Annotated in this window: 15 protein-coding genes; 8 read left to right on the top strand and 7 right to left on the bottom strand. The window is 68.8% G+C overall.

All coding sequences use genetic code 11. The features are described 5' to 3' along the window. Window positions 1-66 precede the first annotated feature (66 nt). A complete protein-coding gene (locus SNAS_RS25035; protein ID WP_013020270.1) occupies window positions 67-993 on the top strand; it encodes a glycoside hydrolase family 16 protein in 927 nt (308 codons plus the stop codon). A 43-nt stretch (window positions 994-1,036) separates the two neighbouring features. Next, entirely contained in the window at window positions 1,037-1,678 is a 642-nt protein-coding gene (locus SNAS_RS25040) for a nucleotidyltransferase domain-containing protein (protein ID WP_013020271.1), read from the top strand. On the opposite strand, the gene SNAS_RS25045 is transcribed toward SNAS_RS25040, so the two are convergent. After that, window positions 1,675-2,763 carry an epoxide hydrolase family protein gene (locus SNAS_RS25045; RefSeq protein ID WP_013020272.1) on the bottom strand — a complete coding sequence of 363 codons (1,089 nt, stop codon included), beginning with the start codon at window positions 2,761-2,763 and terminating at the stop codon, window positions 1,675-1,677. The genes SNAS_RS25040 and SNAS_RS25045 overlap by 4 nt on opposite strands. A 100-nt stretch (window positions 2,764-2,863) precedes the next feature. On the opposite strand from SNAS_RS25045, the gene SNAS_RS25050 reads away from it, so the two are divergent. Next, complete coding sequence (locus SNAS_RS25050) at window positions 2,864-3,313, top strand: MarR family winged helix-turn-helix transcriptional regulator (protein WP_013020273.1); 450 nt, start codon at window positions 2,864-2,866, stop codon at window positions 3,311-3,313. Between the two features lie 103 nt (window positions 3,314-3,416). Beyond that, window positions 3,417-4,349: an EamA family transporter gene (locus SNAS_RS25055; protein WP_013020274.1), complete on the top strand. Its 933-nt coding sequence runs from the start codon at window positions 3,417-3,419 to the stop codon at window positions 4,347-4,349. A gap of 5 nt (window positions 4,350-4,354) precedes the next feature. Here SNAS_RS25055 and SNAS_RS25060 read toward each other — a convergent pair whose 3' ends face one another. After that, entirely contained in the window at window positions 4,355-5,026 is a 672-nt protein-coding gene (locus SNAS_RS25060) for a response regulator (RefSeq protein ID WP_086013287.1), read from the bottom strand. Further along, entirely contained in the window at window positions 5,014-6,225 is a 1,212-nt protein-coding gene (locus SNAS_RS25065; protein WP_013020276.1) for a sensor histidine kinase, read from the bottom strand. The genes SNAS_RS25060 and SNAS_RS25065 overlap by 13 nt, the downstream gene beginning before the upstream one ends. Window positions 6,226-6,352: 127 nt before the next feature. Between SNAS_RS25065 and SNAS_RS25070 the strand changes: the two genes are divergently transcribed. After that, window positions 6,353-6,862, top strand: a complete 510-nt coding sequence (locus tag SNAS_RS25070; RefSeq protein WP_013020277.1) for a PH domain-containing protein — start codon at window positions 6,353-6,355, stop codon at window positions 6,860-6,862. Continuing rightward, the gene (locus SNAS_RS25075; protein ID WP_013020278.1) at window positions 6,859-8,523 is read left to right on the top strand and encodes a PH domain-containing protein; all 1,665 of its coding nucleotides are present in this window, start codon (window positions 6,859-6,861) and stop codon (window positions 8,521-8,523) included. The genes SNAS_RS25070 and SNAS_RS25075 overlap by 4 nt, the downstream gene beginning before the upstream one ends. Here the strand turns inward: SNAS_RS25075 and SNAS_RS25080 are convergent. Both SNAS_RS25080 and SNAS_RS25085 read right to left on the bottom strand, forming a co-directional pair. Beyond that, complete coding sequence (locus SNAS_RS25080) at window positions 8,502-9,479, bottom strand: aldo/keto reductase (protein ID WP_013020279.1); 978 nt, start codon at window positions 9,477-9,479, stop codon at window positions 8,502-8,504. The two genes, SNAS_RS25075 and SNAS_RS25080, sit on opposite strands and share 22 nt — an antisense overlap. 63 nt (window positions 9,480-9,542) lie before the next feature. Continuing rightward, window positions 9,543-10,031 carry an anthrone oxygenase family protein gene (locus SNAS_RS25085; RefSeq protein WP_013020280.1) on the bottom strand — a complete coding sequence of 163 codons (489 nt, stop codon included), beginning with the start codon at window positions 10,029-10,031 and terminating at the stop codon, window positions 9,543-9,545. A gap of 115 nt (window positions 10,032-10,146) precedes the next feature. Here SNAS_RS25085 and SNAS_RS25090 point away from each other — a divergent pair, with 115 nt between their 5' ends. Both SNAS_RS25090 and SNAS_RS25095 read left to right on the top strand, forming a co-directional pair. Further along, window positions 10,147-10,863 carry a hypothetical protein gene (locus SNAS_RS25090; protein WP_013020281.1) on the top strand — a complete coding sequence of 239 codons (717 nt, stop codon included), beginning with the start codon at window positions 10,147-10,149 and terminating at the stop codon, window positions 10,861-10,863. 9 nt (window positions 10,864-10,872) lie between these two features. Further along, entirely contained in the window at window positions 10,873-11,301 is a 429-nt protein-coding gene (locus SNAS_RS25095) for a VOC family protein (RefSeq protein ID WP_013020282.1), read from the top strand. Between the two features lie 346 nt (window positions 11,302-11,647). On the opposite strand, the gene SNAS_RS33235 is transcribed toward SNAS_RS25095, so the two are convergent. Further along, window positions 11,648-13,789, bottom strand: coding sequence for a M91 family zinc metallopeptidase (locus SNAS_RS33235; protein ID WP_052305136.1), 2,142 nt, complete (start codon window positions 13,787-13,789; stop codon window positions 11,648-11,650). A gap of 55 nt (window positions 13,790-13,844) precedes the next feature. Beyond that, window positions 13,845-14,483 (bottom strand): TetR/AcrR family transcriptional regulator, encoded by a 639-nt coding sequence (locus SNAS_RS25105; protein ID WP_013020284.1) that lies wholly within the window; start codon window positions 14,481-14,483, stop codon window positions 13,845-13,847. Window positions 14,484-14,526: the final 43 nt, after the last annotated feature.

The following is a 14,526-nucleotide window of genomic DNA, read 5'->3' on the forward strand; positions in this document are numbered from 1 at the left end:
CTGATTTATGTTTCCCTTGCGGCAGAAGGGATTGTGCAAACGCATTCCAACTTTTAGCCTTCGGGCATGAAACGTTTGCCAAGACGAAAAGTCCTCATCAGCGCGGTCGCGACAGCCACGGTGGCCGCGACCGCGGTTTCGGTTCTGGCCATCGGCAACGCCAATGCCGACGCGGCCGACACCTTTCCCTCAGAGGACGCCTGCAAGGTCGAGAACAACTCCATGCCCAAGGGCGACTGTGGCGACTTCAAGCAGATCTTCGCCGAGAACTTCAACGGCGACACCGTTCCCGTGGGCGCGTTCTCCGACTGCGACCACAATGTGGACACACCCGAGGCGTACTGCGGCGGGCTGTCCGAGTACGGCAGCTACAAGGACGACTGGTGGGCCTACCCCAACGGCTGGGACGACACCGCCAAGAGCGGCGCCGACGGCAACGACGGAGCGCCCTACGGCGGTACCTACCGGGCCGACAAGACCGTGTCGGTCGGCAACGGCTACGACGGCACCGGAACCATGAAGGTCGACATGTACCGGCCGGAGTCCGGAGAGGACAACTACGTCGGCGCAGTGGTTCCCCGCAAGTGCATGGATCGCGCGTACGGCAAGTACACCGAACGCTTCAAGGTCACCAAGGACGACGGCGGATTCAAGTCGGCGCACCTGTTCTACGACGACGGCTACGAGATGGACTTCCCCGAGAACGACTACGGCGCCGACATCAGCGCCTACACCCACCCGGGCGAGGACAACTTCGACTCCGGCGTGCCGTGGAAGGGCAAGGCCCACACCACCTCGATCGAGTGGACGCCGGGCCACGTCAAGTACTACCTGGACGGCAAGCTCATCGGTGACGCCACAAAGGACATCCCCGACATCAAGATGTCCTGGATCCTTCAGAACGAGTCCTCCATCCTCGGCCCCTACGCCGAGCGCGGCGCCCGCGCGGCCCTGGAGACCACCTGGCTGACCTGCTACAGCTACAACCCCTGACAAATCCCTGTACGGACTCGGCACCGCGTGGCATCATCGCGCGGTGACCGAGACCGAGGCTCCGCGAACCAACGCCAACGACCTGCCCGAAGCCGAGCTCATCGCCTGGTACGGGCCGTGGGAACCGTTGACCCTCAATGAGATTCGAGCCGTCTTCGACGGCACACCGGTCCGCTGGTGGGTCGCCGGTGGCCGCGTCATCGACGCGGTCACCGGCACCGCCCGGGAACACGGCGACGTCGATGTCGCCATCGCCCGCGAGGACCTCGACATCGTCCGCGAACGCGTCCCGGACTGGCAGCTGTGGCACGCCCACTCCGGCAGTCTGCAACCGCTGTTTCCCGGCGACCCGCTCATGGAGGGTCGTGAAGGGCTGTGGGTGCGCCGCGACGCCACCCAGCCCTGGATCCTGGACCTGTTGTTGTCCCCCACCGACGGCGTGGACTGGATCTTCAAACGCGACCACTCGATCCGGCTGCCGTTGTCGGAGGCCGTCATCCGCATCGACGACATGCCATACCTGGCGCCGCAGTGCGTCCTGCTGTACAAGGCCCGGCACATGCGTGACAAGGACCGTCGCGACTTCGACGTGACGCTGCCTCACCTGGACACCGCCGCCCGCGCGTGGCTGGCCACGGCTCTCGACAAGCACCTGCCCGGTCACGAATGGCGGCAGCGGCTCTAGCGGATCGAACCGAAGAACTCCCGCACGTCCGCGGTGAACAGTTCCGGCACCTCCATCGCGGCGAAGTGGCCGCCGTGGTCGTACTCGCGCCAGTGCCTGATGTCGTAGACGGCTTCGGCGAAGGAGCGGATCGGCAGCGTGATCTCGCGCGCGAACACGGCCACCCCCAACGGAACCGGGCACGGCAGCGGGCCGGGCGGGGAGTCGCGGTGGATGCGGGGTGCCGAGGCGGCCGTGCCGGTGAGCCAGTACAGACTCACGTCAGCGAGGATCTTGTCGGGCGACAGCTTCGAGGCCGGATCGGCCCAGGCGTCGAAGCGGTCCAGCAGCCAGGCGAGCAGGCCGATCGGGGAATCGTTGAGGCCGTAGCCGACCAGTTGCGGGGCGATGGAGTGGACCGTCCGCTGTACGGGCTGGTTGGCGAGGTATTCGCGGACGCCGTCGAGCCGACGGGTGTCCTCACCGGACAGTTCGCCGGGGCCGCCGGGTGGGGGCGGCATCGTCAGGTAGTTGAGGTGAACGCCGACGACCCGCTCGGGTTCCAGGTCGCCCAGGACGCGGGAGATCGCCGAACCCCAGTCTCCCCCTTGGGCTCCGTAGCGTTCGTAGCCCAGGCGGCGCATCAGTTCGGCCCAGGCGCGGGCGACGCGGGCGACGTCCCAGCCGGGCTGGCTCGTCGGGCCGGAGAAGCCGAAGCCGGGGATGGACGGGATGACGAGTTGGAAGTCGCGGGACAGCGGCTCGATGACGTCGAGGAATTCGATGACGGAGCCGGGCCAGCCGTGGGTGAGGATGAGCGGTAGCGCGTCAGGGTCGGCGGCGCGGACGTGGATGAAGTGGATGTTCTGGCCGTCGATCTCGGTGGTGAACTGGGGGTGGGCGTTGAGGGCGGTTTCGACGGCCCGCCAGTCGAAGTCGGTGCGCCAGTACTCGGCCAGCGCTGTGACCCGGGAGCGTGGGATGCCGTAGTGGGAGCCGGATTCGGCGGGCTCCTGGGGCCAGCGGGCGCGGTCGAGGCGGTCGGCGAGGTCGTCGAGGTCGGCTTGCGGGATGTCGACGCGGAACGGGGTGATGGCGGTGGTCATGACGGGTCTCCATGGTTAATCGTTGGTGCATCCAATGTTGGTGTGGCCAACGATAGCGGAAATCGTGGGTGGCTCCAACGAAGTTGTTAGGCTCACCACCATGGACTCAAACCTCGACGGGGAACTGCCGTCCCGGCTGACCGACAAGCCGACCTGGCTGATCATGCACGCCAGCCCCGCCGCCCACCGGCTGTTCATCGACGCGATGATCGCGGGCGGGACCCGCCGGTACCACTACGCGATCCTGGCCACGCTCGCGCAGTTCGGACCGGCCAGCCAGGCCGCGATCGGGCGGCGCTGCAAGATCGACCGCAGCGACATGGTCACGGCGCTCAACGAACTGTCCGAGAACGGACTCGTCACCCGCGACCCCGATCCCGCCGACCGGCGCCGCAACATCATCACGATCACCGCCGACGGGAACCGGAAGCTGCGCAAACTGGACACACTGCTGGAACGGGCGCACGACGAGCTGTGCGCGGGCCTGACGCCGGACGAGCGGGCCCAGCTGGTGCGGCTGCTGAACCGGCTGCTGGCCGGACTCGGATAGGGCGAGCCCGGCCACATTGCCTTGCCACCGGTGCTTGCGGTAATCGATACTGCCCAGGTCGCCCCTGACATGCCCACGCCCGCCGAACCGCGAAGGAGCCCCCATGTCCACGCGCTCGGACGCCGTCAAAGGGGTCATCCTGATCATCGCGGCCTCGGCGTTCTTCGGTGTCTCCGGCCCGTTCGCCAAGGCCCTGTTCGGCACCGGCCTCACCCCGGTCCAGGTGACCTGGCTGCGGCTGACCGGCTCGGCGATCGTGCTGGTGGCCGCCGCACTGCCGTTGCTGCGGCAGGTGCGCAGGCTCCCGTTCTGGGGCCTGATCGCGTTCGGGCTCACCGCCATCGCCGGGGTGCAGGCGTTCTACTTCCTCGCCGTGTCACGGATCCCGGTGGGCATCGCGCTGCTGCTGGAGTTCATGGGCCCGGTCGTGGTGGTGGCGTGGATCCGGTTCGTGCGCCGCACCCGGCTGCCGCGCACCGCCGTCATCGGCACGCTGTTGAGCGTCGCGGGGCTGGCCGTGGTCGTCGAGATCTGGACCGGTCTGCGACTGGACACGCTGGGCCTGCTCGCGGGCGCCGCGGCGGCGGCCTGCCAGGCCGGGTACTTCCTGGGCGGCGAGAAACTCACCGAACAGGTCAACGTCCGGGTGCTGTTGGCCTTCGGCTTCGTCATCGGCAGCCTGACCCTGGCACCGCTGGCGGCACCGTGGTCGATGGACTGGGGTTTCCTGGCCGAGAACACGACGCTGGCCGGTACCGATGTGCCCGCCGCGCTCACGCTGGCCGGGCTGGTGGTGTCGACGGCGCTGGCGTACGCGACCGGCCTGCCCGCGCTGCGGCTGCTGTCGGCGCCCATCGCCGGGGGCATGGCCTACGCCGAGGTGGTCGTCGCGGCCCTGGCGGCCTGGCTGCTGCTGGGCGAGGCGCTGACCCTGCCGCAGGTCATCGGCGGCGCCATCGTGATCGCGGGCGTTTTCACCGCGCAGCGCGCCGTCAGCACCCGGGTGACCGAACCCGAGCCCATCACGGCCGTGTAGCGGCCCTACAGTTCGGCGTCGTGCGCCAAAAGCGCCAGCTGGATCCGGTTCGTCAGGTCTAGCTTGGACAGTGCACTGGAGACGTAGGCCTTGACGGTGCCGGACGACAGGTACAGGCTCTGGCCGATCTCGGAGTTGGACAGTCCCTTGGCCACCGCGCGGGCCACGTCGCGCTCCTTGTCGGACAGGACGGCCAGCCGTTCCCGGGCCCGGCCGCGCCGGTTGCGGTCGGCGCCGTCGCCCGCGACCCGGGCGATGAGGGTGCGGGTCACCTCGGCCGACAGCACCGGCTCCCCGGCCGCGGCGGCGTGCACCGCCGCCACGATCTGCTCGGGTTTGCTGTGTTTGAGCAGGAACCCGGCGGCCCCGGCGCGCAGCGCCTCCACCACGGTCCCGTCCGCGTCGAAGGTGGTCAGGACGATGACGCGCGGGGTCTCGGTGTCGCGGGCCGACAGGGCGCGGGTGGCGGCGATGCCGTCGACGTGCGGCATCCGGATGTCCATCAGCACGACGTCGGGTCGCAGCCGGGCCACGGTGTCCAGGACGTCGCGGCCGTCGCCGATCTCGCCGACGATCTCGATGCCCGACGCGCCGCCGAACATCAGCCGCAGTCCGGTGCGCACCAGGGCGTCGTCGTCGACGAGCAGGACTTTGACGGGACTGGTCACGCGCTCCAGGGTATCCGTGCCGACAGGCGGAAGAGTCCGCCCTGGCTGTCGTGCGTCAGACTGCCGCCGTCGAGGCCGACGCGTTCGTGCAGACCGGTCAGGCCCAGGCCGAAACCGTCGCCGCGTCCCGGCGCGGTCGGCAGCGGGTTGAGCAGCTCCACCGCGACCTCGGCGGGCGTGGCGGTGACGCGCACGGTCACCGGACGGCCGGGAGCGTGTTTGCGGGCGTTGGTCAGTCCCTCCTGGACCACCCGGTAGACGGTGCGCTGGTTGCGGATGCCCAGCTTCGTCAGCGCGTCGGGTTCACCGTGGATGGACAATCTGACGTCCTGTCCGGCGTCGCGGGCCTCGGCGGCGAGGGCCTGGACGCGTTCGGGCAGCGAGCCCTCGCCGTCGAGCAGCGCGTCCTCGTCGTCGTCGGAACGCAACAGCGTCAACACTTCCCCGAGTTCCGACAGCGCCCGCTGCGCACTGTCCTGAATGACCTGGGTCGCGGCGTTCACCTCGGTGGGGGTGAGGTTCTGCGGGTCGGTGTCGGTGCGGTAGGCCAGCGCCCCGGCGTGCACCGACAGCAGCGACAGCCGGTGGGCGAGGGTGTCGTGCATCTCGCGGGCGATGCGGCGGCGTTCGGCCTGCCGGGCGCCGTTGAGCTGTTGCTTCTGTTCCCGCCGGACGCTGAGGACGAGCTGGCGGCGGCTGCGCATCGTCATGCCCCACAGCATCGGGACGATGTAGAACAGCGTGGCGGCGACCAGCATGACCTCGATCGGTTCGCCGCCGATGTCGAAGTAGATGACGGCGGGCAGGATCAGCACCAGGTGCGCGGCGATCGCCAGCAGCACCGGACGCCACGGCCGGTGCAGCGCGGCGGTCAGCACCGCCACGAACACCGCGCCGCTGGCCGACCACGCAAACTGAGCCGGCAGCATCAGCCACACCAGGATCAGCGGGATCCGGCGGCGCCACCACAGCGCGATACAGGAGGCGGCGCCGATGACGACGTCGGCGAGCATGTGCCAGTCGTTGTCGCTGAGGTCGGCGTGCACCTGCGGGTCGCCCAGCTCCACCAGTCCCATGAACACCGCCCCGGCGAACAGCGCGAGGTCGACCAGCCAGTCGCGGACGGTGCGGCGGCGCCGGGTGCCGTCGAGGTCGGCGAGTTCCCCCGGCAGCAGCCAGCGCGGGGACAGCTCACGGGACTTGGTCATAGGCGAAGCCTAGAAGCCCTGGCCACCGGTGGGGCACGCCGACCGGCCAGGCCGTCTGGCCACCCGGCCAGTGCTCGTGGCCGCTCGGCGGTGGGAACGGGGGCCGCGACTTCGGATCATGGGTGACATGAACGTTGTCGCCCCCGGGGAGAAACCGCGGTTGCGTCCGCCCCGCAACCGCATCGACCGGCGCGCGGTCCTGTGGTGGACGCTGCGCGCGCTGATCGGTTCGGTCGTGTTCGTCGGCGGTGGCCTGGTCGCCTTCGCGCTGTTCCCCGACGCCCGGCCCTGGGTGTGGCCGCCGCTGGTGCTGTTCGCCGTGATCGGCCTGGTGCTGACGCTGATCACGCCGCGCTGGCGCTACCGGGTGCACCGCTGGGAGGTCACCGACGAGGCCGTCTACACCGCCACCGGCTGGTTCACCAAGGAGTGGCGGGTGGCGCCGATGTCGCGGATCCAGACCGTCGACACCGAACGCGGGCCGCTGCAACAGTGGCTGGGCCTGGCCAAGGTCACCGTGACCACGGCGTCCTCGGCCGGGAACATCGAGATCGAGGGCCTGGACGCCGAGGTCGCCGAGCGGGTGTCACGGCAGCTGGCCGACGCGGCCGGACTGACCGAAGGGGACGCGACGTGACCGGCGAAGGGCCAACGAACGCTCCTGGCGGCCCGGCGCTCTCGCCGGACGCGGCCGAGCCTCGCGGCGGCACGAGCGAGCCTGGCGGCCCGGCCGAGACCGACGCGCGGTCCGCCGTCGACGGCTGGCGGCGGCTGGACTCGCGGGTGCTGTGGGTCGACACCGTCCGGGCGATCCTGTCGCTCATCCCCGGTGGGCTGGCGGTGTTCGTGTTCGGGCAGGAGATCAACGGCTTCTTCATCGGTTCGGCCCTGGTGGCCACCGCCGCGGGCGTGCTGGGCGCGGTCGCGGATTTCCTGCGCTGGTTCAAGACCCGCTACCGGGTCACCAGCGACCACATCGAACTGCGCACCGGTCTGCTGTTTCGCAAGCACCGCACGGTGAAGCTGGATCGGATCCGCAGCATCGACGCCAAGGCGAAACTGCGGCACCGGCTGGCGGGTCTGCGGATCCTGCGCATCGAGGCCGGTCAGCAGGGCTCGGCGGGCGAGTCGGCCTTCGCGCTGGACGCGGTGTCGAAGGAGACGGCGCGCCGGTTGCGCGTCGAACTGCTGCACCGAGCTCCGGCTCCGGCCGCGACCGAGACCGAGACCGAGCCGGACGCCGAGTCCGCGCCCGAGTCCATGTCGGACGAGACCACGCTGGCGACGTTCCGCTGGCAGTGGATCGTCCACAATATCTTCACGATCTGGGCGTATCTCGTGGCGGCCGGACTGGTGTGGGGCGGGAATGCCCTGGCGGGACTCTTCGGCGGCGAACCGGTCGACTGGGCGCTGTCCCTGTTGGGCTGGCAGGGTTTCACGCACCTACCGTCCCTCCTCAGTGTCACCATCGCGCTCGGCGTGCTGGGTGTCGCGGGCTTGGCCTTCGCCTTCATGACCGAGAACTGGGGCTTCCGCCTGACCCGGGTCACCGACCCGGCGAACTCCACACTGCGCACCGAGAAGGGCCTGTTCAGCACCCGCGAGGTCAACCGGGACGAGAACCGGCTGCGCGGCGTCCAGATCAGCCAGCCGCTGCTGTGGCGCTGGCTGGGCACCGCCGACACCGCCGCGATCTCCACCGGACTGTCGCAGTGGGGCGAGGCCAGCCAGCTGCTGCCGCGCACGCCGATCGCGACGGCCCGCGCCGTCGCCGCCCGGGTGCTGCCGGACGCGGAGGCGCTGTTCTCGCGCCGACTCGTCCGGCACCCGTGGGCGGCGCTGCGGCGTCGGCTGGTGCGCGCGACCGTCACGACCGCCGTCGTCACCGGCATCGCCGCGTACCTGGGCGCGACGGTGCCGGGCTTTCCCGACACGGTGTGGATCTACTGTGGCCTCATCCTGTGGCCGCTGGCGCTCGGTCTCGCCGTGGCCTCGTATCTGAGCCTGGGCCACGCGGTGTCCGGGGACTACGTCGTGACCCGTTCGGGCAGCCTCAGCGCCGCCACCGCCGTGCTGCGGCGGCAGGCGATCATCGGCTGGACCTTCAAACAGTCGCTCTTCCAGCGGCTGGCCGGGCTCATGTCCGTCGAGGCGACCACCGCCGCCGGGGACAAGGAGTACAGCGTCCCCGACGCGGCCGAGGCCGACGCGTTGCGCTTCGCCGACGCGGCGCTGCCCGGCCTGGTACGGCCGTTTTTGGAGACCGACCGCCAGCGCTATTTGCCGGGCCAGCGGTAGATCGACGCCTCGTGGCCGCGCACCGGGACCAGCGCGTCGATCTCGGCCAGTTCCTCGGGTGAGGGCTCCCACTGTCCGGCGGCGACGTTGGCGGCCACCTGCTCGGGTTTGGTGGCCCCGGCGATCACCGACGAGCAGCCCGGCAGCGCGGCCAGGCCGCCGATCGCCAGGTCCAGCAGCGACCGGCCGTTCTTGTCGGCCCAGCCGATCAGCGCCTCCACCTTGTCCAGTTTGGCCTCGGTGACGTAGCCCTCGCGGGTGGCCAGCCGGGTGCCCTCCGCCGGTTCCACACCGCGCCGGACCTTCCCGGTCAGCAGCCCGTTGGCCAGCGGGAAGTACGGCAGAATGCCCAGCCCGTACTCGACCGAGGCGGGCACCACCTCGATCTCGGCGTCGCGTTCCAGCAGCGACCAGTGGTTCTGCGCCGACACGAAGGACGTGATCCCGAGTTCACCGGCCACGTGCGCGGCCCGCGCGATCTCCCAACCGTTGAGATTGGAGTGTCCTATGTAGCGGACCTTGCCCTCCTGGACGAGTTCGTGCAGCGCCGTCAGCGTCTCGTCGATCGGCACGTCCGGGTCGGGGGCGTGCAGCTGGTACAGGTCGATGTAGTCGGTGCCCAGCCGCTTCAGCGAGCCCTCCACCGCGCGGCGGATATAGGCCCGGCCGCCGAACGAACCGGCGGCGGGACCGTAGCCCAGGTCCGAGCCCGGGTTGCCGAACTTCGTGGCCACGACGACCTGGTCGCGGCGACCGCCGAGCGCCTTGCCCAGCAGTTCCTCCGACTTGCCCTGCCCGTACACGTCGGCCGTGTCGAACAGGGTGACGCCGTGATCGATGGCGGCGTCGACGACGGCGCGGGTGCCGTCGAGGTCGAGTTTGCGGCCGAAGTTGTTGCAGCCGATTCCCACGACGGAGACGACGAGGCCGGAGTTTCCCAGTGGTTGATAACGCATACGCCCGACCGTAACGCCCGGCCCCGCCGGTTGTCCGGCGGATGTGACGCGCTCAATGCCTCATCAGGCCAGGTACAGCGCCAGCCCGGTCAGGGCCAGGCTGACCGCGCACGCGAAACCGCGGATCGCGTTCCACCGGCTCCATTTGGACGAGAACTCGGTCCACAGTTTCATCACGGCCCACTCCTCGTCGGAGATCCGGGCCGCGTCGAGTTCCTTGTTCATGGGGACGTTGACGGCGCCGGTGACGCCGAAGCACCCGGCCAGGTACACGCCGGTGGCGACGAACATCGCGATCGACGCGTCGGTCTCGCCGTCGAGCAGCAGCAGGACGGCGGCGATCAGCGCGGTGAGTCCGGACATGGTGAACGCGGCCAGGAAGACCCGGTTGAGGATCTTGGCGTTCATGCTGCGCATCGCCGCGATCGCCTCGATGGGTTTGACGGCGTTGAGGCCGGGCATGACGGCGTTGGACCAGGTGAAGAAGGTACCGGTCATCAGACCGATCAGCATCATGGCCAGCAGGCTGAATATGAGGGCTGCCAGTGTCATCTCGCACTTCCAATACGTCGAATCGGCTCTTCGGGAGTTGTGGGCACGGCCGATGACCTCAACCTAGCGCGACGGGAGCGACAATGGAGGTACCAACGGCTGAATCGAGGCCCCCGTGAACGAGAACTCAAGGGACGAAACCACTCCGCCCGACAGTCCACCCGGATCACTCGGCACCGCCCTGCGGTCGATCACCGCGACCCGCTCGCGGCGATGGCTGTCCGCCATCACGCTCCTCATCGGACTGATCATTCCCATACTGCTGTCCGTTACCCTGCCCGCCAGCGACCAAACCTTCGCGTCGATCGCGAGCCCGACGCAGGCCCTGATGTCGGTCACGGTGCCGTGCGTGGGCGTCCTACTGGCCGCCGAACTGCGCCGGGCGACCGCACCGGTCCGGCTGATTCCGACGCTGGCGGCCGCGGTCGCCGCCGCGGCCGCCGTGGGAGCCTACGGTTCGGCCACCAGCGCCATAGCCGTCGTCGCCACTCCGGCGACCGAGCCGTGGGGCGACGCCGCGATCGTCGCGGCCAGCGGCCCACTGCTCCAGTCCAGCGCGATGCTCGTCGGCACCGGCCTGGGCCTGCTGCTGCGGCCGTCGCTGGTGGCGTGCCTGGCCACGGTCGTGCTGCCGCTGGGCGCGTGGGCGCTGTTGGGTCTGCCCGCCGACGGCGCCGCGCAGCCCTGGCTGACCCCGTTCGGCGCCGCCCAGAACCTGCTGGCCGGGCTGCCGATCGGGCTGGCCCAGTGGCTGGCCGTCGCCGTGCTGTGGAGCGGCGGTCTGAACCTGCTCGGCGCGATTCGGCTACGGGGTGTCGGTCCCCGCCGTTAGCCTCGCGGCATGGCGTACGGATTTCAGATCACCATCGATTCACAGACCCCGCACCAACTCGCCGACTGGTGGGCCGAGGCGCTGGGCTGGCAGGTCGAGCCCAGCGACGAGGAGTTCATCCGTCGGATGGTCAGCGAGGGCCACGCCGACGAGGCCGACACCACCACCCACAACGGTGTCCTGGTGTGGAAGGCGGGTCAGGCGATCCGGCATCCGGACGACGAGTCGTACCCGCGGTTCCTGTTCCAGCTGGTTCCCGAACCCAAGACCGTCAAGAACCGGATGCACCTGGACGTGCGGGTCGGCGCCGACAAGATCGAGTCCGAACTGGAGCGGCTAACCGCCACGGGCGCGACGTTCCTGCACCGCGGCAACCAGGGTCCATTCAGGTGGATCACGATCACCGACCCGGAGGGCAACGAGCTCTGCCTGTCCTGACGCCGCCACAGTGAACGGTTGAGAATTCGCTGGCGCGGATTCACCGCTCGCCCTTATGCTCTATGCGCGCATTTCGGGCAGATCCGGTGTGCGCCAAGGAGTTCCCATGACCAAGTTCAACGAGACCATTGCGAAGGACCTCTTCCCCGAGGTCCGTTCCCGTGAACTTCCGGCCGTGACCTCCGCCGAGGGAACCGTCCGTGACGCCAAGTCGGAGCTGTTCGCCATGGCGGTGGCCAACATGGTCGGTGAGCTCACCTACTACGAGTCCGCCGAGGAGCGTGACGATGACTGTGGACGCCGCGAGCCGGGCGGCGGCGTCCACAGTGTTGATGGACCGGGCGGTCTAACGCGGTGGCGTGTTGGAGGCGTAGTGCTCGCGGCGGCTGCGTCCCGCCTCCTCGTTGAAGGCGTTCTGCGTCAGGTCGTAGGGATGCGGGTTGTTCGGGTCACGGACGTTGTCGACCTTGCCGTCGCCGTCGAAGTCATAGTCCAGGCCGGTGGCCTGGCGTTCGGCGTTGGAGACCCGCTCGCCGTCCTCGGTGTCGGGGTCGGCGGGGTTGTCGTACTCGTCGTCGTTCATGACGTCGGCGAGATTGCCGTAGACGTGCCCCAGCTCGTGCATCATGATGCTCTGTGAGCCGATGGTGTCGTCGCCGTGGTGGTACTTGTCCGTGTCGAGGTTCATGTGGACGTCGACACCGAAACCGGGCTTCTGGTGCTCCACATTGCTGCGACCGTCGGTCTCGCTGATGACGATCTCCTCCTCGCCCGGCCAGAAGTCGTTGTGGGTCTCGGAGACCTCGTGGTGCAGCGCGTCCATCATCTTGCCGCCGGTGGGTGACGAGCCGAGCATGTCGAGGTCGGCGCGGACCCGGTCCTGGAATTCCTCGGAGCCCTCGACCTTGATGAAGTCGGTGTTGACGATCTTCGTGTCGGTGGTCTTCTCGGTGTCGCCGCTGACGGTGTCCTCGCCCTGCGAGAAGGACTCGTCGGTGCCGTCGCCGCCGTCGACGGTGTCCCTGCCGCCACCGGCGTAGAGCTTGTCGTCGCCGCCGCCGCGCAGGTCGTCGTCGCCGTAGCCGCCGGACACCAGGTCCTCGCCGCTGCCGCCGTCGATGGTGTCGTTTCCTTGCGCGCCTTCCAGATTGTCGCGTCCGGCGCCGCCGTGGATCTTGTCGTCGCCGTCCAGGCCGTAGATGTGGTCCTGGGAGTCGCCGCCCTCCAGGGTGTCGTTGCCGTCCTGACCGTCTATGTAGTCGGTGCCACGGCCACCGAAGACCAGGTCGTCGCCACCGTGCGTCTTGACCCTGTCGGCGCCGTCACCGGCGACGACGGCGTCGTTGCCGGAACCGCCGTCGACGGTGTCGTCACCCTCGCCCGCGTAGATACGGCTGCTGCCGGCGGTGTCGATGGCGTCCTTGCCGCTTCCGGTGGAGACGTCGTTGTTGCCACCGACGTCCAGGACGGTGTCGTCACCGTCGTATGTGGAGATCTGGTCGTTGCCCTCGCCGGAGGTGACGGAGTCGTTGCCGGTTCCAGTGGAGATGCGGTTGTTGTCGCCCACCGCGAACACCTTGTCATCGCCGTCGCCGCCGATGATGACGTTGTTCCCGTCCCGGTCGGCCGCGAACACCGGCATCCCGGCGAAGATCTTGTCGTTGCCCGCTCCGCCCAGAGTGGTGACCTGCACGCCCTTGGCATCCACGTCGAACGAGTCGTTGCCGTCGCCGCCGCGCAGGGTGATGTTGGTGCCCGGCGGGTAGACCCAATTCTCGTTGTTGCCGTTGCCCAGGTCCTTGGTCACGACGATGTTGCCCTTGTCGTCCTTGGTGACCTTGACGTTGTCATCGCCCGTGCCCGTATTGACGATGACGCGGCCGTCGGGCAGCGTGATGGTCTGGAACGGTTTCTTCGACTCGGGCGGCAGGTCGAAGGGCTGCTGCTTTCCGGACGCGATGTTCTTCCACTCCCGGCTGGCGGAAAGGAACTGGCTGGCGGCGGTGTTGAGGTTCCCCGCCTCGGTGCCCAGTTGCTTGTCCAGGTCGGCCCGGATCCCCTTGGCGGCCCGCACCGCCTCGATGACAGCTTTCGACTGCTCGGGATTCGCGGGCTTGAAGTTGATCTTGGCCCCACCCACCACACACGGCACCGCACCGGTGATCGCCGATTCCCCCGACGTCAGCTGCCCCTGCTTGGCGGTGATCGCGTTGGCGATGTTGTCCAGCGCGGTGTCCACCGCGTCGGCCTTGGCCTTCAGGTCGACGAGCGCCTTGCTGATCTTCTGCTGATGCTTCTCATAGGAGGTACGGCCCTGCCCCTCCCAACCGTCGTCGTACACGACCTTGGCCTTCTTGAACACGTCGTCACCGGCCTTGTCGACGGCGGTGCCGAGGTTCTTCCAGCCTGTGGACGCCGCGGTGATCTTGGAGGTGTCCGCGTCCAACCGCCACCAGCGGCGGTCCACGTTGATTTCGGGCTCAACCATGAAGGCGACAGTATTCACCGGCGGCGCGAAGACATATCCCCAATGCGTGCCAATGTCATGAATTCTCATCTTTGTATGCCGCCAGGAACGCAGCGACCCCGGCGACAGCGCGGGTCTCGATCTCGGTCTGCGGCAGGGTTTCGCCATCCACCGTGAACAGCGCCCGGTCCAGTGCCGCGCCCATGACCAGGAACGCGAAGTGTTCGGCGGCCAGTCTCGGATCGCTTGCCCGCAGCAGTCCGCGTTCGCCGAGTCGCCCGATGGCCTCGGCGAGGGTGTCCATCACGCGGTCGGGTGCCCGCCGGTAGTACTCCCCGGCCAGTTCGGGGAACCGTTCCGCCTCACCGATGAGCAGCCGCCGCAGCCGCACGACCCTCGGGTCGAGGACGATGCGGGCCAGCCGGACCGCCACCGCCTTGAGTTCGCCCGCGAGGTCGTCGGTGTCGGTCAGCACCGAGACCGTCTCGCGCGAGAAGCGTTCGGCGGTGCCGAACGCCTCGGCGAGGATCTCGCGGAACAGCTGTTCCTTGGTGCCGAAGATGTTGTAGACGGTCCGTTTGGAGACCCGGGCCTCGGCGGCGATCTCGTCCACATTGGCGCCGACGTATCCCTTGCGCAGGAAGTGTTCCGAGGCCGCCGTCATGATGACCGCCCGGGATCGGACGATCCGTGGGTCAAGCGTTGACTCATCCACGGGCGTCAGTGTACAAGTGCACTCATTCGTGTAATACTGCACT

It is taken from the genome of Stackebrandtia nassauensis DSM 44728 (assembly GCF_000024545.1).
Lineage (GTDB): Bacteria > Actinomycetota > Actinomycetes > Mycobacteriales > Micromonosporaceae > Stackebrandtia > Stackebrandtia nassauensis.

Bases quoted from the DNA above. Each gene is read 5' to 3' on its own strand.
- SNAS_RS25035 (WP_013020270.1), top strand. From the start codon at position 67: ATGAAACGTTTGCCAAGACGAAAAGTCCTCATCAGCGCGGTCGCGACA.
- SNAS_RS25045 (WP_013020272.1), bottom strand. From the start codon at position 2,763: ATGACCACCGCCATCACCCCGTTCCGCGTCGACATCCCGCAAGCCGAC.
- SNAS_RS25050 (WP_013020273.1), top strand. From the start codon at position 2,864: ATGGACTCAAACCTCGACGGGGAACTGCCGTCCCGGCTGACCGACAAG.
- SNAS_RS25055 (WP_013020274.1), top strand. From the start codon at position 3,417: ATGTCCACGCGCTCGGACGCCGTCAAAGGGGTCATCCTGATCATCGCG.
- SNAS_RS25065 (WP_013020276.1), bottom strand. From the start codon at position 6,225: ATGACCAAGTCCCGTGAGCTGTCCCCGCGCTGGCTGCTGCCGGGGGAA.
- SNAS_RS25070 (WP_013020277.1), top strand. From the start codon at position 6,353: ATGAACGTTGTCGCCCCCGGGGAGAAACCGCGGTTGCGTCCGCCCCGC.
- SNAS_RS25080 (WP_013020279.1), bottom strand. From the start codon at position 9,479: ATGCGTTATCAACCACTGGGAAACTCCGGCCTCGTCGTCTCCGTCGTG.
- SNAS_RS25085 (WP_013020280.1), bottom strand. From the start codon at position 10,031: ATGACACTGGCAGCCCTCATATTCAGCCTGCTGGCCATGATGCTGATC.
- SNAS_RS25095 (WP_013020282.1), top strand. From the start codon at position 10,873: ATGGCGTACGGATTTCAGATCACCATCGATTCACAGACCCCGCACCAA.
- SNAS_RS33235 (WP_052305136.1), bottom strand. From the start codon at position 13,789: ATGGTTGAGCCCGAAATCAACGTGGACCGCCGCTGGTGGCGGTTGGAC.